This is a genomic window from Nitratireductor sp. ZSWI3 (assembly GCF_024655565.1).
Lineage (GTDB): Bacteria > Pseudomonadota > Alphaproteobacteria > Rhizobiales > Rhizobiaceae > Nitratireductor.
The window spans coordinates 1-26,474 of the sequence record NZ_JANKOF010000066.1 but is presented as its reverse complement, the minus strand read 5'-3'; the positions used below and the strand labels follow the sequence as shown (position 1 = coordinate 26,474).

The following is a 26,474-nucleotide window of genomic DNA, read 5'->3' as shown; positions in this document are numbered from 1 at the left end:
GGCCGAACCAGGCGGCCGCTTCGCACCCCAGCACCAGCGGCGCATGGGAAAGCGCCTCCGCGCCGCCGGCGAGAATCAGATCGGCCTTCCCCGCCTGGATGGTGCGGAACGCCGTGTCGATCGACTGCATTCCCGAGCCGCAATTGATCTGCACGGTGAAGGCCGGCATCGCCTCGCCCATGCCGAGGCGAAGGGCGGCGACGCGCGCCGGGTTCATCTCGTCGGCGATGACGTTCACGCAGCCGAGAATGACCGTGTCGAACGTGTCGGGGGAAAAGGGCTGGCGCATCAGCAGCGGCCGCCCGCACTGCACGGCAAGGTCGACCGGGGTGAACGGCCCCGGCCTGCCCTTCGCGCGCAGGAAAGGGGTGCGCGCACCGTCGATGAGATAGACCGGCCGCGATGCCGCCCCGGCCCGCTGCGCCGGCGCCGAACTCTTTCGGGCCGGCCGGCGCGCCTTGCCGCCGCGCGCTGCTGGTGTTGTCGACGGATCTGCCATCGTTTCACTCCCTGCCTGGTGAAAACGTGGACCGGAAAGGGTCCGCGAATGCCGAGATCGCCTCCGCAGCGGCATTGCCCGCCGTTTCAACAACCTGGAACCTCTGGCCTAGTTCCTTTGCCACCTTTGTGTCCAATAACACCCCCATTAGGCCACAATTCTCCCCCTCTGGTGGCGAGCGGGATTGGCTCCCCTGCACCTTTGTGTTTTAACCCCGGAGGCTTCCGGGGTCCTGAACATTAACGTTAACGTTGCCGAAATGGTCCTGACGGACAATTCGGGATCGTGGGCAAGGAGACCGTATTGAGTTGGATCGGCGCCAAATCGTCGATGCGCATGCGCGCGAGCGGGGCGTTGATCATGGCGCTCCTTTTTTGCGTGCCGCAGTCTCCCGCCGGCGCCTTCGAGCTGTTCGGCAGGAAGTTCTTCGAGCGCGACGGACAGGCCGAGCAGGAAGAGACCATCGGCGAACCCTGGAACTATGTCGTCGACTTCGCTCTGCCGGAAGGCACCGACGATCTGTCGAAGACCCTGAAGGGCGCCTCCACGCTCTGGGCCGACCGGGAGAAGCCGGCCTCGGGCGCCGCCGGCCTGATCGTCAAGGCGCGCGGCGATTACAGCCGACTGCTGAACACGCTCTACGGCCAGGCACGCTACGGCGGTTCGATCAGCATCACCATCGACGGACGCGAGGCGTCGGACATCCAGATCGATGCGACGCTTGCCAATCCGGCGACGGTGCGGGTGGCGATCGACCCAGGTCCCCTCTTCCACTTCGGCGAGGCAGCCATCGTCAACCCGGCGCCCCCCGCCGAGCGGCGCCGCGACCGGGTCGACGACCCCGCGAAGGAGGGCTTTGCCAGCGGCGAGGTCGCACGCTCGGGCACGATCCTTGCTGCCGGCCGCCTCGCGGTCGAGGCCTGGCGCCAGCAGGGACACGCCAAGGCGGAGATCATCGAGCGGCGCGTCACCGCCGCCCATGACACCAGAACGGTGGATGCCGTCCTGACCGTCGAGCCCGGCCGCCGTGCCTGCTACGGTCCGCTCACCGTCAGCGGCACGGAACGCATGGATCCGGACTTCGTCGCCCGTCAAACCGGCCTCGTCGCCGGTCGCGAATACGACCCGGACGATCTCGAGCGGGCCCGCGAGCGGCTTTCCAAGCTCGACGTGTTCCGCTCCGCCCGCATCGAGGAGGCCGAGGAGATCGGCGCGGATTGCAGCCTGCCGCTGTCGCTGACCGTCCAGGAGCGCCTGCCGCGCCGCTTCGGCGTCGGCGGCACCTATTCGACGCTCGACGGCCTCGGCCTTCAGGCCTACTGGATGCACCGCAATCTGTTTGGCCGCGCCGAGCGGCTGCGCTTCGAGGGTCAGGTGTCCGGCCTCGGCAACACCTTCGATCCCGCGGAACTGACCTACCGTGTCGGCGTCACCTTCCTGAAGCCGGGCGTCTTCACGCCGGACACCGACTTTCAGGCCTCCGTCTTCGGCGACCGTGAGGTTCTGGAGCGCTACACCCGGACCGGCGTCAGCGCCGAAGCCGGTTTCCGCCACGAATTCACCAGGGAATTCTCCGGCAGCCTGTTCGTCAATGGCGGCTTTGCCCGCTTCGACGACGATTTCGGCACCCGCAACTTCACCACCGTCGGCCTTGCCGGGACCGTCACCTATGACAGCCGCGACAACCCGGCGGACGCGACTTCCGGTTATTTCGCCGAACTCACCGCCGAGCCGTTCTACGAGATGGAATACGGCAATCTGGCCGCCCGCATGATGCTGGAGGGCCGCGCCTATTACGACTTCGGCAGCGACGGACGCTATGTCGTCGCCGGACGGGCCAAGATCGGCTCGCTGGCCGGCGCGCCGATCGAGGAAACCCCGCCGGACAAGCTGTTCTTCGCCGGTGGCGGCGGCTCCGTGCGCGGCTACGCCTATCGCAACATCGGCGTCGAGACGCCGAACGGCGTTGCCGGCGGGCGGTCGCTGATGGAGGCGTCCGCGGAGCTGCGCACGCGCATCACCGACAGCATCGGCCTCGTCGGCTTCGTCGACGCCGGTGCGGTCGGCGCCGAATCCTATCCGGACTTTTCCGAGAATGTGCGTGTCGGCGTCGGCGCGGGTCTGCGTTATCTTACCCCTCTCGGCCCCATCCGCCTCGACGTCGCGGTTCCGCTCGACCGCCAGTCGGGCGATCCGAGCGTCGCCTTCTATGTCGGGATAGGACAAGCGTTTTGAGACGGTTTCTCGCAGCCCTCGCCCTTCTCCTCATCCTGTTGCCGGCAATGGCACAGGACAGCCCTTCCGACACGACGCCGGAGGAGGAACGCTCCTTCTTCACCAATCTGCTCGAAAACCAGCTTTCGACGCCGAACCGGAGAATCCGCATTTCCGGCATCCAGGGCGCCTTGTCCTCGCAGGCCACCATCGGCGAGATCAGCATTGCCGACCGGGAAGGCGTGTGGCTGCGCATCGTCAACGCCTCCATCGACTGGAGCCGCTCGACGCTGATCCTGCGCCAGCGGCTGGAGGTGCAGCGGCTCGCCGCCGAGCGGATCGAGTTCCTGCGCCGCCCCCTGCCGGCCAAGGGGCTGCCGGCGCCCGAATCACGCTCCTTCGCGATTCCCGAGCTGCCGCTCGCCGTGGACCTGCAGAAACTGGAGGTCCCCTCGGCCGCATTCGGTGAGGATGTCTTCGGCCTCGCCGCCGAACTGGCCCTCGACGGGGCGTTGCGGATCGATGGCGGCACCCTCGACACCAATTTCGACATCCGGCGGCTCGACGGCCCGGGAGGCCAGTTCGCGCTCGCCGCCGCCTTCTCCAACGAGACGCGGGTCCTGGACCTCGACCTGACACTCGACGAGCCGGCCGACGGCGTCGTTGCCAACCTTCTCAATGTCGAGGGTCGCCCGCCGCTGAAGCTCACCCTGTCGGGCAGCGGACCTCTCTCCGCCCTGGATCTGAAACTGTCGCTCGAGGCCGATGGCGTTCCGACCTTCGGCGGCACCGCGCAGTTCCGCCAGCGCGACGAAGGGCTGGGGTTCTCGGCGCGGCTTGCCGGGGCCGTGGCGCGGCTCCTGCCCGCGCAGTTCCGCGACTTCTTCGGTGCCGGCACCACAATCACGCTGAACGGCCTCTCCAAGGCCGGCGGCGGTGTCCTCCTGGAAAACCTGCGCGTCGCCAGCGCGGCAATGCGCCTGGAGGCGGCGGCAGAGACGGGCAGCGACGGTTTCCTGACCGCCCTGTCGCTAGACGCCCGCCTAGCCGATCCGGACGGCAGCCGCGTCCTTCTACCCGTGGCCGGCGGCCAGACCTCGTTGCAGACGGCGGCCTTCAACGTCACATTCGGCGAGGCCGGCGCCGAGCACTGGAACGGCAGGCTCGACATCGACGGCCTGCAGACAGCCGAATTCGCGGCCGGCAGGACGCAACTGACCATGGGCGGCCTCGCCCGGAATCTCGACCGGCCGGCGGAGCGCCACATCAGCTTTTCCATCGATGGCGGTCTCTCGCAGATCACCGCCAGGCGGGAGGATATCGCGCAAGCCCTCGGCGAGGCCCTGTCCCTCACCGCCAGCGGCGACTGGCGCGCCGGAACCCCCGTTGCGATCGAGAATGCCGGCATTTCCGGAAACGGCCTGGCGATCATGCTGAAAGGCGCGGTGGACCAGTTCGTGTTCGACGGCGAGATCGATGTCAGCGCGGCAAGCCTTACCCCATTCTCGGCCCTTGCCGGCCAGGACCTCGGCGGCGCCATCGATCTGAAGGCGACCGGCAAGGTGATGCCGATCGGCGGCGGCTTCGACCTCGTGCTCGATGGAACCGCGACGGATCTCGAGATCGAGAACGAGGTCGCCGGCAATCTCCTCGCCGGCATCACACGCATCGACGGCGGGGTCGGCCGGAGCCCCGAGGGCCTGACGGCGCGCGAATTGCGCCTCACCAACGATCAGGTCACGCTGTCGGCGGACGGCACCTTTGCCAGCAGTGCCGCCAATTTCCTCTTCGAGGCGGAGCTTGCCGATATGGCGAGCCTCTCCCCGCGCGCCAGCGGCCCACTCACCGCTTCCGGCCGTGCCCGCGGCACGGAAGGGCGCATCAACCTCACCTTCAACGCCAGCGCACCGCGCGGCGAACTGGTCGGCCGCGACCTCACCGAAGGCCTTCTCGGCTTCGACGGCCTGCTCGACGCAGGCACCCTCACCGGTCGGCTGTCGGGCAATGCCTTCCTGGCCGGCGAACGCGTCGAGCTGGCCGGAGACGTTCTCGTCGGCGAGGAACGGCGCCAACTCTCCAACCTTTCCTTCCGCGCCGGCGGCGCGAGCGCCAACGGCACCCTTAGCCAGGGAGCGAACGGTCTCATCGAAGGTCAGGTCGCGGTGGACGCCGCCGACATCTCGACCGCGGCCGCCCTCTTCCTGCGTCAGGCGAGCGGTGCGCTCCAGGCCGAGATCAACCTGCAGCCGCAGGACGGCCGGCAATCGGCCGAGGCGAACGCGACATTGCGCGATCTGCGTGTGGAAAACACCCTGATCGGCAGTGGCGACCTCGCAGCGACCGTCGACGATCTCTTCGGCGTGCCGGTCGTCGCCGGCACCATCGCCGCGCAGAACATCAAGGCCGGCAACCTCGACATCGACCGTTTCGATGCCGAGGCCGACCACACGGGCGAGACCACCAGCTTCTCGGGCACCGCGCTCCTCGCCGTGGGCACGAGGATCGAGACACGCGGTACACTGGCGCCGCAGGATTCCGGCTACAGGATCGGCCTCGAGCAGCTCTCCCTGGCGCAGGGTTCCGTCGCGGCCCGGCTTCTCGAGCCCACCTCCCTTCTCGTCCAGGGCGACAATTTCACCCTCGAGCCCTTCAATCTGGACGTTGCCGGCGGCCGCGTCAGCGCCGCTGGGCGCATCACCTCGACGCTCGACCTGACGGTTGCGCTCGATCAGGTTCCCCTTTCGATCGCCAATGCCGTCCGGCCCGACCTTGCCCTGGGCGGAACGCTCGACGGCAACGCCCGCATCGAAGGCTCGCGCGACGCGCCAAAGGTGACGTTCGACATCACCGGGCGCCAGATCGCCTCGGCCCTTCTCGGCCAGGCCGGCCTCAGCACCCTCAGCGTCGATGCCAGTGGCACGACCAATGGCGACCGGCTCGACATCGACACCACCATCACCAGTCCCGAGGGCCTGCGGGCAACCGCGCGCGGCGGCGTCCCGCTTGCAGATGGCGCGCTGTCTGTCGACGTGGCGCTCGAGGCCTTCCCGCTCGCCGTGCTCAACCGCGTCGCCAGAGGGCAGGACCTGGCCGGACAACTGACGGGCACGGCGCGGGTGACGGGCCGCCTCGCCGCGCCCGAGGCGGCGTTCGATCTGAGGGCGATCGGCCTCAGCGCCGCGGCGCTCTCCGGTGTCGGTCTCGGCCCACTCCAGCTTGCCGCCAACGGGCGCTATGCCGACAACGGCGTTACCCTGACGCGCCTGACCGCAGAAGGGCCGTCCGGCCTCAGCGTCGAGGCGAGCGGCACGATTCCCCTGCGCGGTCAGCAGCTGGCGCTGACCATCGCCGGCGCGGCGCCCCTGTCTATCGCCAACCGGGCGCTTGCCGCGCGCGGCACGCAGCTTTCCGGTTCGGTCTCTGCAAACGCCACCGTCGGCGGCAGTCTCGACAAGCCGGTTATCAACGGCACGATCACCACGGCCAACGCCGCCGCGGTCGATCCCCTGACCAATCTGCGCATCAACGATCTGCGCCTCGCCGCCAGCATCGCCGGCGACCGCATTGCCATCACGGAAGGATCGGCAGCGCTCGCCGCCGGTGGCCGCGTCTCGGTCTCCGGCAGCATCTCGACCGATGCCGCGGCGGGCTTTCCGGCCGACCTGCGGATCCGGCTCGACGAGGCCCGCCACACCGACGGCGAAATGGTCACGGCGACGGTCAGCGGCGCGCTGTCGCTTGTGGGGCCCCTGACCCGCGATCCGCTGCTGTCCGGCGATCTGACCGTCGCCCGCGCGGAGATCGTTGTGCCGGAAAACATCGCCGGCGGCTCCGCGGCGGTGCAGGTGCGGCATCTGAACCCTCCGCCGGCCGTGCGGCAAACGCTGGAGCGGGCTCGCGCCGACGACGGGACGCCGATGCCTTCGGCGCGGCCCAGCGTCATGCGTCTTGACGTCAATGTCAGCGCCCCGGCGCGGATCTTCGTGCGCGGCCGTGGTCTCGATGCGGAACTCGGCGGCACCGTGCGCCTCACCGGCCCGGTCACCAACATCCAGCCGGTCGGCGGCTTCAAGCTGATCCGCGGGCGCCTCTCCATCATCGGCCAGCGCATCACCTTCGACGAGGGCGAGGTCACGCTGATCGGCGATCTCGACCCGCAGCTCAACTTCGTCGCCCGCTCGCGCGGCAACGACATCATCGTTTTCATCACCGTTCAGGGCCGCGTTTCGGATCTCGACATCAGCTTTTCCTCACAGCCGGAGCTGCCGGAGGACGAGGTGCTGGCCCGCCTCATCTTCGACCGCGGCATCGACGAGTTGTCGGCCGTGCAAATCGCCCAGCTCGCCGCTGCCGCCGCCGAGCTTGCCGGCGGCTCCAACACCTCGCTCCTCGGCTCGCTGCGCAACGCCGCCGGCCTCGACGACCTCGACGTCATCACCGACAGCCAGGGCAATGCCGCCGTGCGTGCCGGCCGCTATATCCAGGACAACATCTATCTCGGCGTCGAGGCCGGCGCCAAGGGAACGACGCGCGGCACGGTGAATCTCGACATCACCGACGATCTGAAGGCGCGCGGCAGCCTCGGCTCGGACGGCGATTCGAGCCTCGGCATCTTCTTCGAGAAGGACTACTGAAGCCGCACCTGCGGCTTCTTGCGGTCAGCTGGGATCACCTGACGCCCACAAAAATGCGGAAAACATGAAGATTGAGCGCCGCGCGTCGGGTTCGACGCCGGCGCTCGAAAAAGAAGGCCGACCGGTGAACCGGCCGGCCAATGGCGCGCATTGTTCGGGTCGGGGGGGTGGGGGGAAAGCGCGCCTGTTCCCGAAACACACTGCGCCCGGAAAGGTTCCAACTTTTTTCCGCCGGCCGAATAAAGCAGGCCGTCAGCGCTGCCAGCCTTGCGCGCCGATGAGCGGCACGAAGGACACCTGCGCCAGCGCCTCATTCCTGAAATCGTCCGCTGCGTCCCGCACCACCCGGGTCAGGGCCTGGGCTCCCGCCGCCGCACCCACCGGCATCACCAGCTTGCCGCCCACCGCGAGCTGGGCTTGCAGGGCGTCCGGAATCCGAGGCCCCGCGGCGGCCACGATGATGGCGTCGAACGGCGCCTTGTCGGGCCAACCCAAGGTTCCGTCGCCGACCCGGATCGAGACGTTGCCGGCAAAGCCGCTCGCCTCGAGCCGCTGCCGCGCCGCCTCGGCCAGCGCCTCGTGCCGTTCCACTGAATAGACCTCACCGGCGACAGCCGAGAGAATGGCCGTCGAATAGCCGGAACCCGTGCCGATCTCCAGCACACGGCTTTTCTTGTCGATTCCCGCCGCCTCGGTCATCAGGGCGACGATGTAGGGCTGCGAGATCGTCTGCCCCTCGCCGATCGGCAGGGCGCCGTCCTCATAGGCAAGTTCCGCAAGGTGCCCCGGCACGAACGCGTGCCGGGGCACGCGCTCCATCGCGTCGAGGACGCTCTGCGAACGAATGCCGCGCTTCCTCAGCAGCGCCGCCATGGCCTGGCGGCGCTCAGCAATTCGATTGTCCTGGCTGTCCGTCACTCCCGCCTTGCCGATCAGTCCTGGGTAAGATGATGCTCCTATATTGACTCCAAATCCCGATCCGCGTCCATCCCGAACACGCGTCCTGCCGATGTGGAATGAGGAACAGTGCGCGGCCGCCCTCCACCCGCACTCGGCTCTAAATTATTGGAACCGTTCACCTTTGCGATTCCGGATGGAGGCAATCCAAAAGCGCCGCGATCCGAGGCGGAGCGGCCGGCTCCGGCACACCGACGGCCCTGCCCCGGTCAGCGCCCATAGGGCGAGCGGCAGCGCCGGCGTGCGCCCTTGCGCGGCTGGAAACTGTTGTCGTCGGCCCGGTAGGATCGGTAGTGCTGCCGGCACCAGGCCCGGTGCGCCACCTGCGCATCGTGACCGGGATAGATCCGCCGCGCCGGAGGGGCGCTTGGCCACACCCGCTCAGGCCTCGCCGATCTGCGGCGATAGGCCGGCTGGAACAGATAATCCTCGCCGTGGAAATAGATGCCGACCCGCCTGTCCCGGTAATACCGTTGTTGCCAGAACGGGTCGCGCCGATACCGGTAGCGGTCGAGATCGCGCCAGGCGTCGAGGCGGTGCCGGCGCTCGCCGAGGGTCGCCCTCAGCCGCCCCTGGAACAGGCAATCGACCGGCCGCGACCGCGGCCAGCTATCATACCAGCCGAAGGAGAACGCATGACGCGGGAAGCAGGCCGCCTGCGCGACGTCGAGAAACAGCAACGGAAACAGGATGGTCAGTAAAAATCTCGCGAGCGAAAACATGGCACTCTCCAAACCGAAAAGCACCGTGATCGCATCTGCGGATATCACTATAAAAGTCTGATTTTCTTAATGTTTGCTCATTCTTGAAAGCAGCCCGGCGATGGTGCCGGACAAAGAAATGGCGCGGTCAAGCCGCGCCATCCCGGTAAAATGCCGGCACATCACCTGTAGTAGGGAGAGATGCACTGACGACGCGGCCCGTGATAGGGCTGGAAGGTGTTATCGACCGCCCGGTAGGACCGGTAGCGGTTGTAGCACCAGTTCACATGGGCGCGCGACAGGGTGACCCGCGGATAGTAGGGCCGGACATAGCGCGGCCGCGCGTAATAGGGAGCGGGCCTGCCGAACTCCAGGTAGAAGCCGGAGCGCGGTCGGTGGTACCGCCACCCGCGATCCCTTCTGTGGTGCCGCCACCGGCGGTCGCGGTGGTTGGCGTTCACGACCGGTCCTTCCGGGGCGATCTGCACGATAGCGTCGGACAGCGCTCCACGAGCCATGCCGACGGCATTCGCGTTGGCCGGGCCAGCGGCCAGGGCGAAGCCGAGCGCCAGCAGCCCGGAGCAGGCGAACGTGATCAACTTGTGTTTCATGACGGTCTCCAGTTTCACAAGCCCCCTTGTGTCCCTTACGTTCAAGTCTCCCTCACGTTCATGCATCCCGATCCGCGGTAATTGTATCATAACAAACTGTACGCCAGATGAACGCGCAATGAATGCGACGGGTTGCATGGCGCGACCGGGGCGCGCCTCTCCCATTGAGCTGCGCACTTTGCGCAATCGGGCTTGTATTCGGCGACGCGCTGGGTAAACGTGCCGCCATGTCGCTGCGGCTCGCCACATTCAACGTCGAAAACCTGATGAATCGGTTCGATTTCTCCGGTTTCCGCAACGAACTCAACCAGGATCGGGCGCTGGCCCTCTACGAGATCGCCGACGAGGCGCAGTATCGCGCGCTCGAGCAGGCGCGCGCCATCGCCCTCACCGACGACGCCCGCCAGCTGACGGCGCTCGCCGTCGCAGCCACACGCGCCGACATATTGTGCCTCCAGGAGGTCGACAACCTCGCCGCGCTGAAGGCCTTCGAATACGGCTATCTCTTCAAGATGATCGGCCGCGGCTACCAAGACAAATATTCGGCCGCCGGCAACGATTCCCGCGGCATCGACGTCGCCGTCATGATGCGCCGCGAAACCGCGCACGGACAGCCCATCGAATTCGTGCGGATGACGAGCCACGCGCATCGCACATTCGCCGAGCTCGGCCTGCACAACCCCGCCCTTGCCGAACTCGGCATCCAGCCGCATGAGCGCGTGTTCCGCCGCGACTGCCTGGAGATCGACGTCTTGGTCGGCGGCCGGCCGCTCACCCTCTATGTCGTCCACTTCAAGGCGATGAGCCCGCCGCGCAACGGCATGAACGGGCGCGATGCGTCGATGCCCGTGCGCATCGCCGAGGCCGGCGCGGTGCGCCGCATCATCGAAGAGCGCTTCGGCCCGGAAAAGGCGGCCGACAAGCGCTGGGTGATCTGCGGCGACCTCAACGACTATCGCGAGCGCGTCGTCATCGAAGGCGATGCGCATGAAGGCTACCGCTTCACGCCGGCGCAGGAGACCGTTTCCTGCATCGACGTGCTCACCGAGGGCGGCTTTTGCGAGAACGTCGTCGAACGCCGCCCAGAAATGGACCGCTGGACGCTCTACCACACGCGCGGCCCGGAGGAGCGGCATCTGTGCCAGCTCGACTACCTGCTCCTGTCGGCCTCGCTGGCGCGCCGCAACGCGCGCGCCGTCCCCGAGATCATCCGCGCCGGCCAACCCTGGCGCACGATCTTTCCGCCGGGTCAGGAGGTGCAGCGCTACCCCCGCACCGGCTGGGATCGCCCGAAAGCCTCCGACCACTGTCCGGTCGCGGTGACGCTCGACATCGCCTGACGCACGCCCGGACTGTTTTTTTCCGCATTTATGCGGACGTCAGGTGATTCCACCTGACTGCAAAATCTCTATTCGTGCCGCAGGGCCTCGATCGGATCCAGCCGCGAGCCGCGCAAGGCGGGAAAAAATCCGAACGCAATGCCGATCAGCATCGACAGCCCGGCCACGAAGAGGATCGAAGCCAGGCGCGGCGCAAACGGAATGTCGATCAGCGGTGCCGCCGCCCAGGCGACGAGAAGGCCGAAGCCGATGCCGACCACACCGCCGAGCAGGGCCAGCACCAGGGCCTCGACGAGGAACTGCAGGAGGATGTCGGCCTTGCGCGCGCCGATCGCCATGCGGATGCCGATCTCCCGCGTCCGCTCGGCGACCGACACCAGCATGACATTCATGATGCCGATGCCGCCGACCAGGAGACTGATGCCGGCGATGGCCCCCAGGAAGGCCGTGAACATGCCGATCGTCTCGCTGGCGAAGGCGAGGAGTTCGGCCATGTCGTCGACGACGAAATCGTCGCGCCCATCGGGAGCGATCCGGCGGCTCTCCCGCAACGCCTCCTCCGCCCGGGCCTTGACCCGGACAGCCTGCGCCGCCGCGCCTGCACTGACCAATATCGACTCTACCTTGCGATTCCCGGCGATACGGGTCTGGAAGGTCTCGAGCGGCAGGAACACAGCATCGTCCTCGCGACCGCGGAAGGACGATCCTTTCTCTCTCAGAAGCCCGACGACCGTGCATGCTAGCGCACCGAGCCGGATGCGGGCCCCAAGCGCGCTTTCCGTGCCGAACAGCGTCTTCTGGACGGTCTCGCCGATGATGCAGACGCCGGCGCCGCTGTTCACTTCTGTCGGCGTCAACTCCCGCCCAGCCGCGATGGACCAGTTGCGCAGGCGCATATAGTCTTCCGTGACGCCGTTCAGCGTGACCTCCACTGAATTCGGGCCAAAGGCTGCCCGCCCGGCTTTGGAGGCAAGGGCCGCCACCGTGGCCGCACCGCCGAGACGGCGCTTCAAGTGTAGTGCGTGTTCGATACGCAGGGGTGGCACCTTCTCCGGGGTATAAACGCCACGGTCATTTCTGTATCCCGCCCAGACGACGAGCAGATCGCTGCCGAGGGCGGAAATCTGCGAGCGCACCTGCTCGCGTGCTCCGCCGCCGATGGTCAGCATCGCGTTGACGGCGGCCACGCCGATGATCATACCGAGCAACGTCAGGAACGATCTCAGCTTGTTGCGCGCCACCGAACGGAACGCGAGCAGAAAGGACTGCGCAAGCATCATCGGGCCTCGGTCTGCCGGCGGTCATCCGCGATGCGACCGTCGTGAAAGCGGATTTCGCGCCCTGCGCAAGCGGCGATTTCGGCTTCGTGCGTGACGAGCAGGATGCTCATGCCGCGCTCCCGGTTCAGCATGATCAGAAGGTCCATGATCTCGCGGCTTCGCTTGGTGTCGAGATTGCCCGTCGGCTCGTCCGCGACCAGCAGCGTCGGCGCCGACACCAGGGCGCGCGCGATCGCCACGCGCTGCTGCTGCCCGCCCGAAAGCTCCATCGGGGCGTGGTGCTCTCTGCCCTGCAGCCCGACCTGCTGCAATGCGTCTGCCGAGCGCTCCCGCCGTTCTCGCGGCGGAACGCCGCGGTAGATGAGCGGCAGTTCGACATTCTCCAGCGCGGTGGTGCGCGGCAGGAGGTTGTAGCCCTGGAACACGAAGCCGATATGCGCGTTGCGCAGGGCGGCCCGGCGATTGCGGTCGAGCCTTCCCGCATCCAGGTCGAGGAACCGATAGTTGCCGGCCGTCGGTGTGTCGAGGCAGCCGATGATGTTCATCGCCGTCGACTTTCCCGATCCCGAAGGCCCGGTGATCGCCACGAATTCCCCGCGTTCCATCGAAAAGCTCACGCCGGCCAAAGCGTCGACGCGCGCATCTCTTTCGCCATAGCTCTTCCACACCGCGTCGAGGCGGATGAGCGGCAAGGGCGTGGGGTCGTTCATCGCGCAAGCGGCCCGCCGGCTTCGCCGACGATCACCGGCGCCCCCTCCTCCAGCCCGGAGAGCACCTGCGTCTTCTGCCAGTCGCCGATCCCTCTGCGCACGTCCACCGGCCGGGGAGTGCCTTCCTGCAGGACATAGACGCGGTCCCCGGCGACAGGCCTTGCCCCGCCCTCGCCGTCGCCCGGCGCCTCCTCCTTCCCGGCCGGCCGGTAGCGGAAGGCGCTCGAGCTGACGAGCAGCGCCCCCTTCGCCTCGCCCGTGACGATGGATACGGCGGCGGTCATGCCGGGCCTCAGAAGCAGTTCGCTGTTGTCCACCTCCAGCCGGGCGCCGTAGGTGACGATGTTGTTCTCGCTCTTATGGGCATAGGAAACGTCGCTGACCTCGGCGCGGAAGACCCGCCCCGGAAAGGCATCGACCGTGAAGGTCGCCTTCTGCCCCTTTGCGATCGCGCCGATATCCGCCTCGTTGATCCGGGCGATCAGTTCCATCCGCTCGAGGTTCTCTGCAAGCGTGAAGAGAACCGGCGCCTGGGTGGACGCGATCACCGTCTGCCCCGGGTCCGTGCGCCGCGCCAGGATGACGCCGTCGATCGGCGCGCGCAGGGTGCTGCGTGCCAGGTCGAGCCGCTTCTGCTTGAGATCCGCCTGCTTGATCGAGAGATCGGCTTCGGCCGCCGTGACCTGGTTGGCCGCACGATCCCGCGCCGCCGTCGCCTCCTCCACCTTTTGCGGCGTGATCACCCTCTTCTTGCTGAGCGCCAGCGCCCGGCCGACCTTGCCCACCGCCTCGGCCAGCGAGATCCGGGCATCGCCGAGCCGCGCCTGCGCAGCCTTGAGCGCCGCCTCGGCGATCTCCACGTCGAGCGTCCGCGTCGCGGTGTCGAGCCTGCCCAGGACGTCGCCGCGTCTGACGCGCTGGTTTTCGCGCACATGAACGCTCTGCATGGTGCCGTTCAGCTCGCTGGAAAGATCGACCTGCGTGAGGGGCCGCATCGTCGCCGTGGCGGCGATGCGGACGACCAGGTCGCCGGTCGAGGCGGGCGCCGTCAGATATTCGTGCTGCTGGGCAGCGTCGGTGCCCGTCAAGCAGTAAAACGCGACGGCAACCGCCGGCAGCAGGAGGATCGCCGCCACCAGCCGCCGCGCCGACCATAGGGGAACGCACTTTCGTTCGCTGCTTTTCAGGGCATAATGGCGGTGCGCCGCAGCCATCGGCTGCCTCGAAGACCGCCAGGAGATCCATTTCATGGCATATTCTTTAAATATTAAACCTCAAAAACAGGACAAGAAAGAAAAGTTCCATCCCGGCAAAAGTATGGCGAATATAGAAATTTAGAAAAAACATATATATAAAAGGGAAATTATGATGAAAAGAAACTATTATATATATGATGTCTTTTCAGCCACCCGACTTGCCGGCAATCCACTTGCGATCGTCCTCGACAGCCAAGGCCTGGGCGACGACGCGATGCAGAAAATCGCCGGCGAGTTCAATCTGTCCGAGACGGTGTTCGTCCAGCCGCCGGAGAATGCGCATCATTCGGCGCGGATCAGGATCTTCACGCCGCGGGTGGAGCTTCCCTTTGCCGGTCATCCGACGGTCGGCACGGCAGTGGCGCTGGCCGAGCGGGACGGCGCTCTGGAGGAGCGGCGCACGGCCATCCTCGTGCTCGAGGAGGCGGTCGGTCCGGTGCGTTGCGCGGTGACCGTCGGCAAAAGCGCCGGCTTTGCCGAATTCGACCTGCCGCGCCTTCCCGAGCCGGTTCCCTTCTCCGGCGAGCCGGAGGCCGTTGCCGCCGCTCTCGGCCTCGATCATCACGAGATCGGTTTCGAGAATCACGTCGTCACCGCCTGGAGCGCCGGTGTTCCCTACGTCTGCGTGCCGGTGGCCGATCTCGACGCCGCCGGGCGGGCGCATCTCGACGCGGCGCTCTGGCATGACGTCGCGCCGACGGTCGGCGGCCTTGTGGCAGCCCCTTACGTCTATTGCCGCGAAACCGTCAACCACGACCATGCCTTCCATGCCCGCATGTTCGCGCCGCATGACGGCATCGTGGAGGATCCGGCGACGGGCTCAGCGGCCGCCGCCTTCGCCGGCACCCTCGTCCTGCACGATGCGCCCGTCGACGGCTCGAGCCGCTTCCTCATCGAACAGGGAATCGAGATGGGTCGCCCTTCCAGCATCCGCCTGGAGATCGACGTCGACGGCGGGACGATCGAGGCCGCCCGCATCGGAGGCCATGCGGTGCGTGTCGCCGAGGGCGTGCTGTTCGCCTGAGGAAAGTGCAGGAAAACAGCGGAATTTCGCCCGTCTTGCGCTGGCGCAAGGACGGCGGAGCCCGGCCCGACGGCAGCCTCCCCGCCGCCGTCCCAAGGAAATGACAATCCCGTGTCAGATCGACTTGCATGCCGGCGCGAAACCGTTTAAGGAGCCCGTCATTCGGTTGGCGAACACGCTTCGCCGCCCGAAGGTCGGGTGATTAGCTCAGATGGTAGAGCAGCTGACTCTTAATCAGCGGGTCGTAGGTTCGAGCCCTACATCACCCACCAATCTTTTCAAAGATTTAAGCACCAGGAAGCTAGAACAAGACTGGAACACGAGACGCCTGTAGGGCCGTCTCACGCCTCACGTGGAGCTTTTTCTGTTCTAGGCCTGTTCCCCCTGGCGTTTCCACCTGCCCGACAGATGCCCTTATAGCCTTGCCTGGCGCAGCTCACACGACTCTGCACCGCGTTCAATGCGTAACCATTGATGGCGACACCCCATTTATGCATAGCAAATATGCAGGATTGGAGATTGCCGATTCTTTGGGCAAATCGTATTCATTGCCTGTCGCCATCTCCTCCTCCCAATCTTGATGGCGACGCTGACGCGGTACACCTCCTCCCGTACCGCCGATCAGATCAAGCCCGCCGCTCCTCCTCCCGCGGCGGGCTTATTTTTTCTGCCAGCGCCCGCGATCGGACATCCGGCCACCTTTTTTCCGGATCGCGCCGGAACGTTTCATTTCCCGCTGCAACCTTGTTTGAAACGGCAATGCCCGGCCCGCCTTCTTTTCGACCGGACGCCCGCCGTATGGACCTTGCCGGACATGAACTGTTCAAGCCTGTTTGACCGGAGATTCCAAAAGCATGAAACCGCTCAACCTGATAACCGCCGCCTGCTTCGCCCTCACCGCCCTTTCCTTCCCCGCGGCGGCCGATCCCTGGAAGAACGAAGGCGGGCACGGCCGCTGGGGCAAGCGTTACGAACAACGGGAAAAATACTGGAAGCCGCGCGGTCCCCATCGCGCGCACCCGCATGAGCGGCAGGGCTATTGGAACGGCTATCGCGGCTACAGGGAGCATCGCCGCGGCTATCGGCGCCACAATGACGGTTGGTGGTATCCGCTGGCCGCCTTCGGCGCCGGCGTGATCATCGGCGAGACCGTCGCGCGCCCGGCGCCCGCATACCGGCCCGCCCCCGCCTATCGGTCGGCCGACAGCGCTCACGAGGAATGGTGCTACAGCCGCTATCGCTCCTATCGCGCCTACGACAACACCTTCCAGCCCTATTACGGCCCGCGCAGGGAGTGCATATCGCCATACTGAAGCCGCGACCGGGCGCTTCCCGCCAGGGCGGCGCCGGGGAGCACCCGGCCGTTCACAGATCGCCGCAATCGTCGGAGACGTTCGACTGAACGCTCGCCCGTATGCGGTCCGCATCGATCCGGAACTGCTCGTTCATCAGAACCTGGTTGCCCGGAAACTCGTAGCAGACCGCCACGATCGCCATCCCGTCCTGCTCGCCGTCGACACGGTAGCGGATGTCGGCGCCGCGCACCGATTCCTCCCACTCGTCGAGCGCGGCGAGGAATTCCTCCTTCGACTGCTCGATGCCGAGATCGTCGAGATGAATCCTGGCGTCGTCGGTCAACAGATCACCGATCCGCTGGCGGTCGGCCGCGATCAGCGCATCGTACCAGGCGGAAAGCGTCGACGCGTCGTCGGCAGCGCAAGGCAGGGGCAAGGCGACCACCGCCACAATCAGGAGATACCGGACCGTTTGCATTTCTCGACCCTCCATCGGTAATGATAACACGGAAACGCCCGCCCGCTCCTGCGGCTCCCGATTTCCCGTCCGTCAAGTACAGAACTTGTAATTCTGCGCAACAATCAGTGACTGGATAGCTTTTCAAGAATCGACTGAGGTTATCCGGCGGCGGACCTTAGGGCACCGCTCGGTCGGCGCAGAAGGCCCGCCCGCCCATGCGCCGGCCGGTTTCGTCCTCCACGGCAGAGCCGGCGGGCGGCGGCAAGGCTCCTTCTCCCATGCATGGAACGGTGCGGTCATCGAACCCCTGTGGTTTGCCGGCAACGATCTATTGGATCGCCAGACGGAGACTTCGCGGGCTCGCGGAAAGTTTCCCGGCTTAATATCGCATTTTAGATAAGAACGGCTGTGGATATTATTCTTTGATTTTCACTTCATCCGCATCTTGATCTTGGGCGGCAGGATCGGAGATTGTGGTGAAGAGTGATTTTTCCGCTGCGCGCCTCCATTTGGAACGGGCCCAGGACTATCTTCGCGGCAGTGACGCCACCAGCGAGCAGATCCGCCAGGCGCTGGATTGCCTGATCGATGCGGTGGCCGCCGAACAGTGCTGCAAGCCTTCGGCAGAAGCGGCAAACCGCCCGTTCGAAAAACCCGGCGCGAACCTGTAGTTCTGCTTGCGACAGCAATCCTCATCGCACAAACCGTGTCACGTCATCTTGTGAAGGCCGGCACGGCTCGATGAATACACACGATAAGGATGTATTTCGCGAATCCGGCCAAAGTCTCCAGACACCACATCTGTTGCCATCGAGACACATGACGGGGATTGTCTGAAGAAGACCACGCGCATTTGAAATAGAAGCGATTGACAGAGCGGCGTTTCAGGCGCCTCTTCTAATCGACGTCATTGTCATGGGGGTTCTTATGAACAAGGCTCTTTGCACGGCAGCGTTGTTGGCGATGACGCTGTCTCCAGCTCTCGCCGCGGACCCAGCCGTTTATGAGCCGGCGCCGGCGGCTGCACCCATCTCCTCAGCCTATGACTGGACCGGCTTCTATATCGGCCTGCAGGCCGGTTACGGCTGGAGCCGTGTGGACCAGCCTTGGTCGGCGGTCGGCGGCCCGTTCGTTTTCACGCAGGACGATGCGGATGGCGACGGATGGCTTGGCGGCGTTCACGTCGGCTACAATCGGCAGTTCACCCCGTGGGTGCTCGGCATCGAGGGCGACTTCGAAGCCTCGAACATCGACGGCGACGACGGCGGATCGGGCGGTCACATAAACGGCTTCGAGTTTGAGTGGCTGGGCTCGGTGCGCGGCCGGGTCGGCTATGCGATGGATCGGCTGCTGCTGTACGGAACGGGCGGCTATGCGTTCATGCGCGGATCGGCCGATGCCGTGGAGGGCTTTGGCGGCGCCGTTGCGGAGAGCCACTCGGCCACGTTCCACGGCTGGACCCTCGGCGCCGGCGCCGAATACGCTGTCACCGGCAATTTCACCATACGTGCCGAGTATCGCTACACCGATTTCGGGGCCAAGCGGATCTCGTTCCCGCTCAACGGTTATGACGAGGAGATCGACCCGTCGTTCCATGCCGTGCGGCTCGGCGCCAGCTACAAGTTCTGACCGCTACAGCGCCGTGCGTCCATTCGGACGCAGGACACTGTAGTTCCTGAATCTGCACATCGTGCTTTCCGAAAATCGATTCCGGTTTTCGGGCCGATGCGCCAGGCAGCAAGCAACGTTGCAAGCCGAGTGAGCAGCCGCGAGCAGCGATCGTGGCTGTTTTTCGTGGCGAAGCGAAGAGTCCGCCACCATCTCGCCTCCCGGGCACGAGCCGGCACCCCCGATCAGGAAACGCTCCTCCTATCAGGGGACGATCACAAATCCCGCCCGCTGCCCGGCACGGCTCTGGCATCGCCACAGCCCGTCGCGCAAGGTGCCGGACACCACACCGCCCGCCCGATCGATCACGGCACAATGGAGGCCGCATTCCATGATTATCCTCCAACAACACTCCCGCAGCACCATCATGGCGCTTGCCGCCCTTGCCACGTCGCTCGCCTGCGGCGGCGCCGGCGCCAGCGAATTCAAATGCAGCGGCGTCGACACGCATCTGACCCAGCAGCGGCAGGCTGAATACAAAAGGCTGGTCGCGCAGGCCATGGAGATGAAGGCGAAAGCCGCGCAGATCGGGATCGAGAACTTCATGCAGAGCGGCGCCTGGAGCGCGGTCTACGCATCGACGCCGGTGTCCGACGACGGGGTCCTGTTCTTCCAGACGGTCGACGGGAAAAAACGGTTCAAGGACGTCTGGGGCGGCTATGCCGATCCCTCCGAGCGCAAGGAACTGGTCGACTGGGCGAAGGATCTCGGTGCGCCGGAAAGCCTGGCAAAATGCTTTGCGCACCTGATCGTCGACGGGTGACGGCACCGGCCTCAGCGGGTCTTGCCGGCTGAAAGCTTGCGCAATTCTCCCGGCGTGACCGATTGCACCCGCCGCATCGTCGCGGTCATGTGGCTGTGATTGCAAAAGCCCGTCAATCGGGCGATCTCGCCAAGCGGCAGGTCCGTGTTCAGGATCAGTTCCTGGGCCTTGCTCAGGCGCAGCGTCAAAAGATACCGGTATGGCGGCATCCCGGCCGATTTCCGGAATGCGCGCAGGAAGTGGCTGTAGGAGAGCTTGCAGCGCTCGGACAGGGTCTTGAGACTGATGTCGGAGGCAAGATTGTCGCGCAGATAGCCGTCGATGTCTTTCCAGTGCCGAGGGGACAAGCCCCCCTTGAAAAGCTGCTCGTCCGATAAGCCGCCATCCCCCGCGCTGGAGTGGTTGCGCAAAAGATTGGCGGCATAGCCGATGACGAGGCCCTCCAGATACAGCCGGCTCGGCCGCGCCTTGGTCGCGATCTCGTTGCGGATGAGTCTGGCGATCTGGTGACCGACCTTGTCGACCGTTCCCGGCCCCGGCGGCCGCATCTCCAAATGCCCGCAATCGAAATCCTGTTCCGCCATCCGATCCAGCCATGCGCGGTCGAATGCGAACAGGCAATTCTCCTTCGGTGTGTGCCAGCGGCCCGAGAAGTCCGAGGCAGCCGGAATCACCTCCAGCGTGCCCGGTTCGGCAGCGAATTGCCGCGAGCGGCCGGAAGACAGCGCCACTTCCCGTTTCGACTGGGCCGAGAGCATCTGCACCACGTAATGCGCGCCAGCGGTGAAGGCCACCGCATTGGGTCCTGTTCGGGTCAGGGTCACGCTGAAATGGTCGAAGTCGAATTTCGGCCCCCAACTGTCCGGCACGAAGTCGAGCAGACCTCGCCGGGGCTTGGGGCGGTCGGATGCGGGTTCGATTGCGGGGCTCCCGCCGTCGTTCGTCAACGCCTGCCTCTTTCCCCTCCCCGCCCCTCAGCGGCACCGCAACCGCAATTGGGACTCGTCGCGCGTGCGGACAGAAAAAATGCGCACACGTCAGCGTGCGATATCAACGAACGAATAATACATCCATGTCAAGCCAGCTTCGTGGGAATATACATGCCGACGAAATAATTCGAATTTCTGCTTCCTACTCTCCTGAGACCGAAGAACCCATGTTTTCAGTAATTTCTATCTTGAAATTGCGGTGCAATCGGAACTGAAAATCCGATCTTCAAGTAATCGACTTCCCATCACCTTCCTTGGCAACCTATCGCATCGCCGCAGAGCAGGAGCTTGGCAGCCTTAGGAGCCGTCTTTCGGCGCGCTCGCATACATACCGACCAGCCGCGACAGCAGCACAACGGTGTAGAGCACGCCGAGCACGGCCTCGAAGGAGGCTATGGCCTGCGCGTAGCTGCCAACCGGGGTGATGTCGCCATATCCGACCGTCGTGAGCGTGACATAGCTGTAATACACCATCTGCTGCCAGGTGATCGCCGCCCCCGAACTGGCGACGAATGAGCCGGGTGCCAGCCATTCGATCAGGGCGAGGATCGCCGCAAAACCCGATCCGATCACCAGATAAAGCGACGTCGCGGCGAGCACCACGTCGCTCATCACCGTCCGGGCGCTGAAGGTATAGCGCACCAGCGCGACGCCCATCACGAGGTGATAGGCGATCGAGGTGGCGAAGACGGCGAGCGCGACCTGCGGCCCCGGCGCATAGGAGTTCGCCAGGCCCGCGACGAGCACCGCCGCGCCCGTCGCCGTCGCCAACAGCCGCAGCACGCGGTCCGACGACAGCGCCCAGGTGCCGGCCACGAAGATCGAGGCGTAAAACAGGTAGAAGACGGCCGGCCAGGGGCCGGACGCCGTCGACAGCGGATAGCTCAGATTGTGGACCAGGATGGCGGCCAGAAGCGCCGCATTGGCGACAACACCCTTGTTCGATCGCAAGGCCATCATTGCCGCGCCGCCTTCAGGTGTTCGTAGCTGCACAGAACGAGCATGATTGCCAGAACCCCGGCGGCCAGCAGCAGGCCGGACAAGTGGAGCGTCAGCACCAGCGTGCACCAACCCGCAAGAAACGCCACGGCAACCAGGTAGACCGAGCGCGCTGTGCGCGTCATGACATGAAGGAAGAAGGCGCTGCCGAAGAGAAAGATGGACGGGCCGGCCGCCGCCGCGAGCGCCGTCGGCGCATGGATCGCCTGGAGCGGATGGGCGACGACCATCTCGATGGCGACGGCGGTGACGATCGCCCCGCACACCATGACGCCATGCGCATAGGCAAGCCCGGCGCGGGCCAGCCGCGTCTGCTCGGCCGCATGCGAAAGCCTGTGCTCGCCCGTTTCCGTCAGGTGAACGAAATAGAGCCACCACAGCGAGACGATCAGCAGGAAGCCGATCGCCGCGGTGAAGAGCATGTCGGCGTGAAGCGGATTGTCCACCAGCATGGCGCCGAGCAGCAGGATGGATTCGCCGAGCGCGATGATGAAGACCTGCTGGTTGCGTTCGAGCAGGTGAAGGCCGCGGAGCGGCCAGCTTTCCATCGCCGTGCATCCCGCCCCCGGCAGCCAGAAACCGGCATAGGGCGCCGCATAGTCGAGCCCGACGGCGAGAAGCCACAGCCAGATGCGCTGTTCGGGCAGCAGCGCGCCAGCGATCCAGCAGAGCCCCGAAAGGGCGCTCCAGGCACCGAGCTGCAGATAGTTGCGGCTCATCCGCTGCCCCCGGAAGACGAGCGCCATGTAGCCGGCCCGGATCAGCGCCATCGCGACATAGGCCCCGGCGAACAATCCGGCACGGTCGGAATAGGCTTCCGGCAACGCCGCCGCCATGAGCAGCGCGCAGGCCATCAACACCACCATCAGCAGGCGGCCGCTCCTGTGGTCCGGGTTCAGCCAGTTCGTCGCCCAGGCCGTGTAGTTCCAGGCCCACCACACGGCGGCGAAGAGCGTCGCCGCTTCCAGCACGCCGACGAGGCTCTGATGAGCCAACAGAAAATGCGACAGCTGGATGATGGTGAACACGTAGACGAGGTCGAAGAAGAGCTCGACATTCGACACCCGCGGCGTCTGGCCCGGCTCGAGCGCGCGCAGGGCTTCGCGCGGAACGATACGGTCGAGAAGAGATCGCCTGACGGCGCTCGGCGAGCTGATGCGTGTCATGATCGTCCCGGATGTGCCCCTCTGTTTCCCACCATCCGCAGCCTATGCTGGCCGCACGGCTCCGGCAATGGAGGCGATAAAGCATCCCACGTCCACAGGTTCCTTCGGCGCAGCGGCGGCGATCACTGGGAGCTTCCGAAATATTTGAGGCGAAGGTCTTCGATCGCCCCGTCCTCCTGGAGATCGAGTATCTGCAGCGTCACCTGCCGGGTCAGGTCGCTATCGTGGGGGAAGGCGAAGCCGTATTTGTCGGGATGGAAGAGGCTGCCGACGACGGCGGTCTTCTGCTCGGGATGCGTGTGGGCGTGATATTCGAGTATCGGCGCGTCGGCGACGATCGCATCGATGCGGCCTGCCTGCAGCGCGGCGACCGCTTCATCGATGTCCGAGTAGGACCGGGCGCCGATGCCGATCTCGTTCAGATAGTCCTCCGCTGTGCTGCCGGTGAACACGCCAGGGGTCCTGCCCGGCAGGTCGGCGAGCGAATTGATCCCCTGCTCGATCGACACCGCCGTCATGACGCTCGTGACCGAGGAGGTGATGTAGGCCACCACCGCGACTCCGCACACCATCCATAGCGCCGACCAGACGCGGCCCTTCCAGCCGAACAGGTTCTTTCTCGCCGTCTTGCCGGACGTCGCCACCGACATGACATGGTAGAAGCTCTCCGCGATCCCCTCGCGCCATCGGCGCGGAAAATCCTTGTCGAACCTGCGGTCGAAGAATGTCAGGACGATCGTCGAAAGCACGATCACGAAGGCGAGCCAGGCATAGGCGCGCAGATGGCCGGCATTGCTGAGCCCCGTGACGACGCTCCAGAAGCCGGCCGGCGCCTGATCCAGCACCATGATGCGCAGTCCCGCATCGTACCAGGGCTGGGTGAAGGATATGGCCTCGGCCCGGTCGTGGGTGATCGTCAGATTGGTCACGGCCGCGTCGATCTCGCCGCTGCGCGTCGCATCGACCAGCGCCCGGATCGTCGGATAGGCGACATAATGGGTGGCAAGGCCAAGATTCCCGGCGATCTTTTCCCAGAGATCGATTGCCATGCCGTCATATCCCCCGGCCTGTTCGGTGACGAACGGCCGGCTGACATAGACGCCGACATTGACGCTCCTTGCGGTCCCGGAAGGCTCGGGCTGAGCCGCCACCTCCTGGGTGTCCGCCAGCGTCGCTGCGGCAAGAAACAGGATCAGGAGGCCGAGGCACCGCAGGCCTCGGCTGCGTATGGTGCCCCTGTTCTCAGGCGGGAATCCTCGGCGTGAAAACGTCATCGGTCCTTTGCTTGCTGCGTTGTCGTTGCAGTCGGGGCCGCGGAGCCTACCGCGTGAAGCCCTTTGCCTTCATGCATGATTCGATGAGCTCGGCTTCGTCCATGCCGCGCTCGACGCCGCTGGCGAGCCCGTCGGCAATCGCATCGCCCCATGTTTTCGGCCGGCTGTTGGCACCGATCGTCACGGTCGCGGCTTCGGCCTGGTAGTTGCAGTCCGCCAGGGCCTGGTCTGCTTCCGACTTGGGGGTGTCGTCCTTGACCCACTGGCTCTCCGTGGTGGAGCAGGCCGCAAGCACGAGCGGAGCGGCCAGAACGAATGCATGGAAACGAGACTTCACGGTTTACCTACCTCCATCGATCCAGTGTCGCGGTCGTCGGAACGGTCCTGGTGATGCGATCGACGCCCGCCAACGAGGAGACCCGACGCAGCATTCCTATTCGCACATATCCCACGCGTGGCCGAAAGCCTCTGAGAACTGGGCCAGCACCGCATTCGGGATCCCTCTGCGCTGTTTTAAGGGCGCAAAGAGCATGCGGTGCAACCACCGGCCGCCGATCCCGCCCGGCAATTTGATTGTTTCTTGAAAAATTGAGCGCTTCTTGAAAGCGCCCCGCCTCAGCCGGCCTTGAACAGCGCCCGATATTCGCTCGGTGTCATGCCGCGCAATGCCTTGAATTGGCGGTTGAAGTTGGCGAGCGCGTTGTAGCCGACCGCTTCGGCGATGTGGCGGACGGGCTGGCGGGTGCCCGACAGCCGCGCGCAGGCGTCGCCCACCCTCAGCCGCATCACATAGTCCGAGATCGTCGTCCGCGTGTGGCGGGCGAACAGGCGGTGCAGGCCTGAAAGGCTGAGCGCGGCGAGCGCCGCCAGCTCGCCGTTGCGGATCGGTTCGGCGTAATGCGTGTGGATGTGCGTCAGCACCCGGTCGATGCGCGCGCGGTCCTCGCTGCCGACATCCAGCGGCACTGAAGCGCTTGCCAGCGGCTCGGCCTCTCCATCGCGGGCCAGCGCCATCAGGACGCGCACCAGCAGCAGCAGCCGCTCCGGCACCGGCGCGGCGAACAGCGCTTCGATCTGCGGCCGCAGCCGCTGCGCCATCACAGCGCTGAAATGCAGGCCGCAGCGTGCCCGCCTCATCAGCTCACCGATCGGCTGCAGCTCGACGAAGCCGTCACTCAACCGCGCCGCCCAGTCGCCGTCGAACCACATGACCAGCGCCACATGCGGCCCATCCCGCTCGATCTTCTCGCGCGAAGCCCAGGTGTGCGGCAGGTTGGGACCGACCAGCACCAGATCGCCGTCGCCGTAGAAGCCGACATGGTCGCCGATGAAGCGCTGCCCGCGCGAGTTGAGCGTCAGGGTCAATTCGTATTCGGGATGATGGTGCCACTGGAAGGGAATGGCATCGTCCAGCCTGCGATTGAGCAGGCCCCACGAGGCGCCCGGAATGGTCGGCAGTTTCTCGAGATAGGGCCTCATCCGGCATATTTTCCTCTTAAAACGCCAGAATAGTATCAAGATAGGCGATCTCAGTACAACATCGCCCGCTCCGCGCCGCTAGACTGATGCCAGACATGCGCCACGGCGCAGCAAGCATGGGAGGAAACCTTGCAGACAATCGCAGCCGCCAAACGCGACACCCACCCCTCGACCACGCAGACCACCACGCCGCTCAAGGACATCAAGAAGACCCTGCCGCTGCGCGTTCTCTCCGAAGAGGACTGGCAGCACTGGACCCGCAAGGGCTACGTCATCGTCCGCCGGGCCGTGCCGCAGGAGAATGTCGAGCGGCTCGTCGACCTCCTCTGGCGTTTCGACGAGAAGGACCCCGGCGATCCCTCCACCTGGCATGCGCCGCAACGCCGCGAGCACAAGATGAAGGAGCTGAACAACACCGGCATGCTGGAGATCTACAATCACCAGTATCTGTGGGACAACCGCATGGCGCCGCGCGTCTATGACGCTTTCGTCGACATCTGGGACCGCGAGGATCTGTGGGTGACCATCGACCGCGCCAATCTCAATCCGCCGAAGAAGGTGAAGGGCAACCCCAACGGCTTCATCCACTGGGATGCCGACACCTCGCTCGATCCGCTGCCAATCGGCGTCCAGGGCGTGCTGAGCCTGAAGAAGCAGGACGGCGACGTCGGCGGCTTCCAGTGCATTCCCGAGCTGTTCGAGCATTTCGACGAATGGGTGACGACGCAGCCCGAGGACCGCGATCCCATGCATCCCGACACGACGGGGTTCAGGATCACCAACATCGACATGGAAGCGGGCGATCTGCTGATCTTCAATTCGCTGCTGGCGCACGGCGTGCGGCCGAACCATTCGCACGACCGGGTGCGCATGGCCCAGTACATCTCCATGCATCCGGCCGAGTGGGACAACGAGGAAGAGCGCCTGGAGCGAATCCGCCTGTGGCGCGAACGCGACCACCCGAAACGCGACGCCTTCCCCGGCGACCCGCGCGACTGGGAGAAGAACAATGCCGAGACGGCGAAACTCACCCCGCTCGGCGAGAAGCTTCTAGGGCTGAAGGCCTGGTGAGCTGAAGGGAGGGTGCGGCGGCGGCCGAAAAAAGGGCCGCTCCCGACCGCGCCCGAAACGGCACAAAAAGGCCGCGGCATCGCC

The 26,474-nt window shown here is 65.5% G+C and carries 23 protein-coding genes and 1 tRNA gene; 10 read left to right on the top strand and 14 right to left on the bottom strand.

Features of this window, described 5'->3' with window-relative positions; genetic code table 11:
- Positions 1-499: beta-ketoacyl synthase N-terminal-like domain-containing protein (locus NUU27_RS17895; RefSeq protein WP_308219982.1), on the bottom strand; the 499-nt coding region annotated here is incomplete at its 3' end.
- Between the two features lie 330 nt (positions 500-829).
- Here NUU27_RS17895 and NUU27_RS17890 point away from each other — a divergent pair.
- On the top strand, positions 830-2,734 hold the full coding sequence (locus NUU27_RS17890; RefSeq protein ID WP_257763506.1) for an autotransporter assembly complex family protein: 1,905 nt from the start codon (positions 830-832) through the stop codon (positions 2,732-2,734).
- Positions 2,731-7,347, top strand: coding sequence for a translocation/assembly module TamB domain-containing protein (locus NUU27_RS17885; RefSeq protein ID WP_257763505.1), 4,617 nt, complete (start codon positions 2,731-2,733; stop codon positions 7,345-7,347). The genes NUU27_RS17890 and NUU27_RS17885 overlap by 4 nt, the downstream gene beginning before the upstream one ends.
- Before the next feature lie 252 nt (positions 7,348-7,599).
- Here the strand turns inward: NUU27_RS17885 and NUU27_RS17880 are convergent, their stop codons facing one another.
- From NUU27_RS17880 to NUU27_RS17870, 3 genes are all read right to left on the bottom strand, one after another.
- The gene (locus tag NUU27_RS17880) at positions 7,600-8,265 is read right to left on the bottom strand and encodes a protein-L-isoaspartate(D-aspartate) O-methyltransferase (protein WP_257763504.1); all 666 of its coding nucleotides are present in this window, start codon (positions 8,263-8,265) and stop codon (positions 7,600-7,602) included.
- Between the two features lie 248 nt (positions 8,266-8,513).
- Positions 8,514-9,026: a BA14K family protein gene (locus NUU27_RS17875; protein WP_257763503.1), complete on the bottom strand. Its 513-nt coding sequence runs from the start codon at positions 9,024-9,026 to the stop codon at positions 8,514-8,516.
- 161 nt (positions 9,027-9,187) lie between these two features.
- Positions 9,188-9,616, bottom strand: coding sequence for a BA14K family protein (locus NUU27_RS17870; RefSeq protein ID WP_257763502.1), 429 nt, complete (start codon positions 9,614-9,616; stop codon positions 9,188-9,190).
- Positions 9,617-9,843: 227 nt separating this feature from the next.
- Between NUU27_RS17870 and NUU27_RS17865 the strand changes: the two genes are divergently transcribed.
- Entirely contained in the window at positions 9,844-10,956 is a 1,113-nt protein-coding gene (locus NUU27_RS17865; protein WP_257763501.1) for an endonuclease/exonuclease/phosphatase family protein, read from the top strand.
- Between the two features lie 68 nt (positions 10,957-11,024).
- Here NUU27_RS17865 and NUU27_RS17860 read toward each other — a convergent pair whose 3' ends face one another.
- The 3 genes from NUU27_RS17860 to NUU27_RS17850 are packed head-to-tail and all read right to left on the bottom strand — an operon-like array spanning position 11,025 to position 14,160.
- Entirely contained in the window at positions 11,025-12,233 is a 1,209-nt protein-coding gene (locus tag NUU27_RS17860) for an ABC transporter permease (protein ID WP_257763500.1), read from the bottom strand.
- A complete protein-coding gene (locus NUU27_RS17855; RefSeq protein WP_257763499.1) occupies positions 12,233-12,946 on the bottom strand; it encodes an ABC transporter ATP-binding protein in 714 nt (237 codons plus the stop codon). Before NUU27_RS17855 ends, NUU27_RS17860 begins: the two co-directional genes overlap by 1 nt.
- Positions 12,943-14,160, bottom strand: coding sequence for an efflux RND transporter periplasmic adaptor subunit (locus NUU27_RS17850; RefSeq protein ID WP_257763498.1), 1,218 nt, complete (start codon positions 14,158-14,160; stop codon positions 12,943-12,945). Before NUU27_RS17850 ends, NUU27_RS17855 begins: the two co-directional genes overlap by 4 nt.
- Before the next feature lie 151 nt (positions 14,161-14,311).
- Here NUU27_RS17850 and NUU27_RS17845 point away from each other — a divergent pair, with 151 nt between their 5' ends.
- The 3 genes from NUU27_RS17845 (at position 14,312) to NUU27_RS25510 (ending at position 16,539) form a co-directional block, all read left to right on the top strand.
- A complete protein-coding gene (locus NUU27_RS17845; RefSeq protein ID WP_257763497.1) occupies positions 14,312-15,226 on the top strand; it encodes a PhzF family phenazine biosynthesis protein in 915 nt (304 codons plus the stop codon).
- A 196-nt stretch (positions 15,227-15,422) separates the two neighbouring features.
- Positions 15,423-15,498 (top strand) — tRNA-Lys (locus tag NUU27_RS17840).
- A 582-nt stretch (positions 15,499-16,080) separates the two neighbouring features.
- Positions 16,081-16,539: a BA14K family protein gene (locus NUU27_RS25510; protein WP_308219981.1), complete on the top strand. Its 459-nt coding sequence runs from the start codon at positions 16,081-16,083 to the stop codon at positions 16,537-16,539.
- Between the two features lie 52 nt (positions 16,540-16,591).
- On the opposite strand, the gene NUU27_RS17830 is transcribed toward NUU27_RS25510, so the two are convergent.
- Positions 16,592-16,999: a nuclear transport factor 2 family protein gene (locus NUU27_RS17830; protein ID WP_257763496.1), complete on the bottom strand. Its 408-nt coding sequence runs from the start codon at positions 16,997-16,999 to the stop codon at positions 16,592-16,594.
- A 458-nt stretch (positions 17,000-17,457) separates the two neighbouring features.
- On the opposite strand from NUU27_RS17830, the gene NUU27_RS17825 reads away from it, so the two are divergent.
- From NUU27_RS17825 to NUU27_RS17815, 3 genes are all read left to right on the top strand, one after another.
- Positions 17,458-17,652: a hypothetical protein gene (locus tag NUU27_RS17825; RefSeq protein WP_257763495.1), complete on the top strand. Its 195-nt coding sequence runs from the start codon at positions 17,458-17,460 to the stop codon at positions 17,650-17,652.
- Between the two features lie 256 nt (positions 17,653-17,908).
- Positions 17,909-18,610, top strand: a complete 702-nt coding sequence (locus NUU27_RS17820; protein ID WP_257763494.1) for an outer membrane protein — start codon at positions 17,909-17,911, stop codon at positions 18,608-18,610.
- Positions 18,611-18,980: 370 nt separating this feature from the next.
- On the top strand, positions 18,981-19,412 hold the full coding sequence (locus NUU27_RS17815) for a hypothetical protein (protein ID WP_257763493.1): 432 nt from the start codon (positions 18,981-18,983) through the stop codon (positions 19,410-19,412).
- Between the two features lie 11 nt (positions 19,413-19,423).
- On the opposite strand, the gene NUU27_RS17810 is transcribed toward NUU27_RS17815, so the two are convergent.
- The 6 genes from NUU27_RS17810 to NUU27_RS17785 form a co-directional block, all read right to left on the bottom strand.
- Positions 19,424-20,359 carry a helix-turn-helix domain-containing protein gene (locus NUU27_RS17810; RefSeq protein WP_257763492.1) on the bottom strand — a complete coding sequence of 312 codons (936 nt, stop codon included), beginning with the start codon at positions 20,357-20,359 and terminating at the stop codon, positions 19,424-19,426.
- 339 nt (positions 20,360-20,698) lie between these two features.
- Entirely contained in the window at positions 20,699-21,361 is a 663-nt protein-coding gene (locus tag NUU27_RS17805; RefSeq protein ID WP_257763491.1) for a potassium channel family protein, read from the bottom strand.
- Complete coding sequence (locus tag NUU27_RS17800; RefSeq protein WP_257763490.1) at positions 21,358-22,566, bottom strand: low temperature requirement protein A; 1,209 nt, start codon at positions 22,564-22,566, stop codon at positions 21,358-21,360. The genes NUU27_RS17805 and NUU27_RS17800 overlap by 4 nt, the downstream gene beginning before the upstream one ends.
- Positions 22,567-22,688: 122 nt before the next feature.
- A complete protein-coding gene (locus NUU27_RS17795) occupies positions 22,689-23,840 on the bottom strand; it encodes a transporter substrate-binding domain-containing protein (protein WP_257763489.1) in 1,152 nt (383 codons plus the stop codon).
- A gap of 46 nt (positions 23,841-23,886) precedes the next feature.
- A complete protein-coding gene (locus NUU27_RS17790; RefSeq protein WP_257763488.1) occupies positions 23,887-24,177 on the bottom strand; it encodes a hypothetical protein in 291 nt (96 codons plus the stop codon).
- Between the two features lie 278 nt (positions 24,178-24,455).
- The gene (locus tag NUU27_RS17785; RefSeq protein ID WP_257763487.1) at positions 24,456-25,319 is read right to left on the bottom strand and encodes an AraC family transcriptional regulator; all 864 of its coding nucleotides are present in this window, start codon (positions 25,317-25,319) and stop codon (positions 24,456-24,458) included.
- 129 nt (positions 25,320-25,448) lie between these two features.
- On the opposite strand from NUU27_RS17785, the gene NUU27_RS17780 reads away from it, so the two are divergent.
- Positions 25,449-26,390, top strand: coding sequence for a phytanoyl-CoA dioxygenase family protein (locus NUU27_RS17780; protein WP_257763486.1), 942 nt, complete (start codon positions 25,449-25,451; stop codon positions 26,388-26,390).
- Positions 26,391-26,474 lie beyond the last annotated feature (84 nt).

Bases quoted from the DNA above. Each gene is read 5' to 3' on its own strand.
- NUU27_RS17890 (WP_257763506.1), top strand. From the start codon at position 830: ATGCGCATGCGCGCGAGCGGGGCGTTGATCATGGCGCTCCTTTTTTGC.
- NUU27_RS17875 (WP_257763503.1), bottom strand. From the start codon at position 9,026: ATGTTTTCGCTCGCGAGATTTTTACTGACCATCCTGTTTCCGTTGCTG.
- NUU27_RS17870 (WP_257763502.1), bottom strand. From the start codon at position 9,616: ATGAAACACAAGTTGATCACGTTCGCCTGCTCCGGGCTGCTGGCGCTC.
- NUU27_RS17865 (WP_257763501.1), top strand. From the start codon at position 9,844: ATGTCGCTGCGGCTCGCCACATTCAACGTCGAAAACCTGATGAATCGG.
- NUU27_RS17860 (WP_257763500.1), bottom strand. From the start codon at position 12,233: ATGCTTGCGCAGTCCTTTCTGCTCGCGTTCCGTTCGGTGGCGCGCAAC.
- NUU27_RS17855 (WP_257763499.1), bottom strand. From the start codon at position 12,946: ATGAACGACCCCACGCCCTTGCCGCTCATCCGCCTCGACGCGGTGTGG.
- NUU27_RS17850 (WP_257763498.1), bottom strand. From the start codon at position 14,160: ATGGCTGCGGCGCACCGCCATTATGCCCTGAAAAGCAGCGAACGAAAG.
- NUU27_RS17845 (WP_257763497.1), top strand. From the start codon at position 14,312: ATGATGAAAAGAAACTATTATATATATGATGTCTTTTCAGCCACCCGA.
- NUU27_RS25510 (WP_308219981.1), top strand. From the start codon at position 16,081: ATGAAACCGCTCAACCTGATAACCGCCGCCTGCTTCGCCCTCACCGCC.
- NUU27_RS17830 (WP_257763496.1), bottom strand. From the start codon at position 16,999: ATGCAAACGGTCCGGTATCTCCTGATTGTGGCGGTGGTCGCCTTGCCC.
- NUU27_RS17820 (WP_257763494.1), top strand. From the start codon at position 17,909: ATGAACAAGGCTCTTTGCACGGCAGCGTTGTTGGCGATGACGCTGTCT.
- NUU27_RS17815 (WP_257763493.1), top strand. From the start codon at position 18,981: ATGATTATCCTCCAACAACACTCCCGCAGCACCATCATGGCGCTTGCC.
- NUU27_RS17805 (WP_257763491.1), bottom strand. From the start codon at position 21,361: ATGATGGCCTTGCGATCGAACAAGGGTGTTGTCGCCAATGCGGCGCTT.
- NUU27_RS17800 (WP_257763490.1), bottom strand. From the start codon at position 22,566: ATGACACGCATCAGCTCGCCGAGCGCCGTCAGGCGATCTCTTCTCGAC.
- NUU27_RS17795 (WP_257763489.1), bottom strand. From the start codon at position 23,840: ATGACGTTTTCACGCCGAGGATTCCCGCCTGAGAACAGGGGCACCATA.
- NUU27_RS17785 (WP_257763487.1), bottom strand. From the start codon at position 25,319: ATGAGGCCCTATCTCGAGAAACTGCCGACCATTCCGGGCGCCTCGTGG.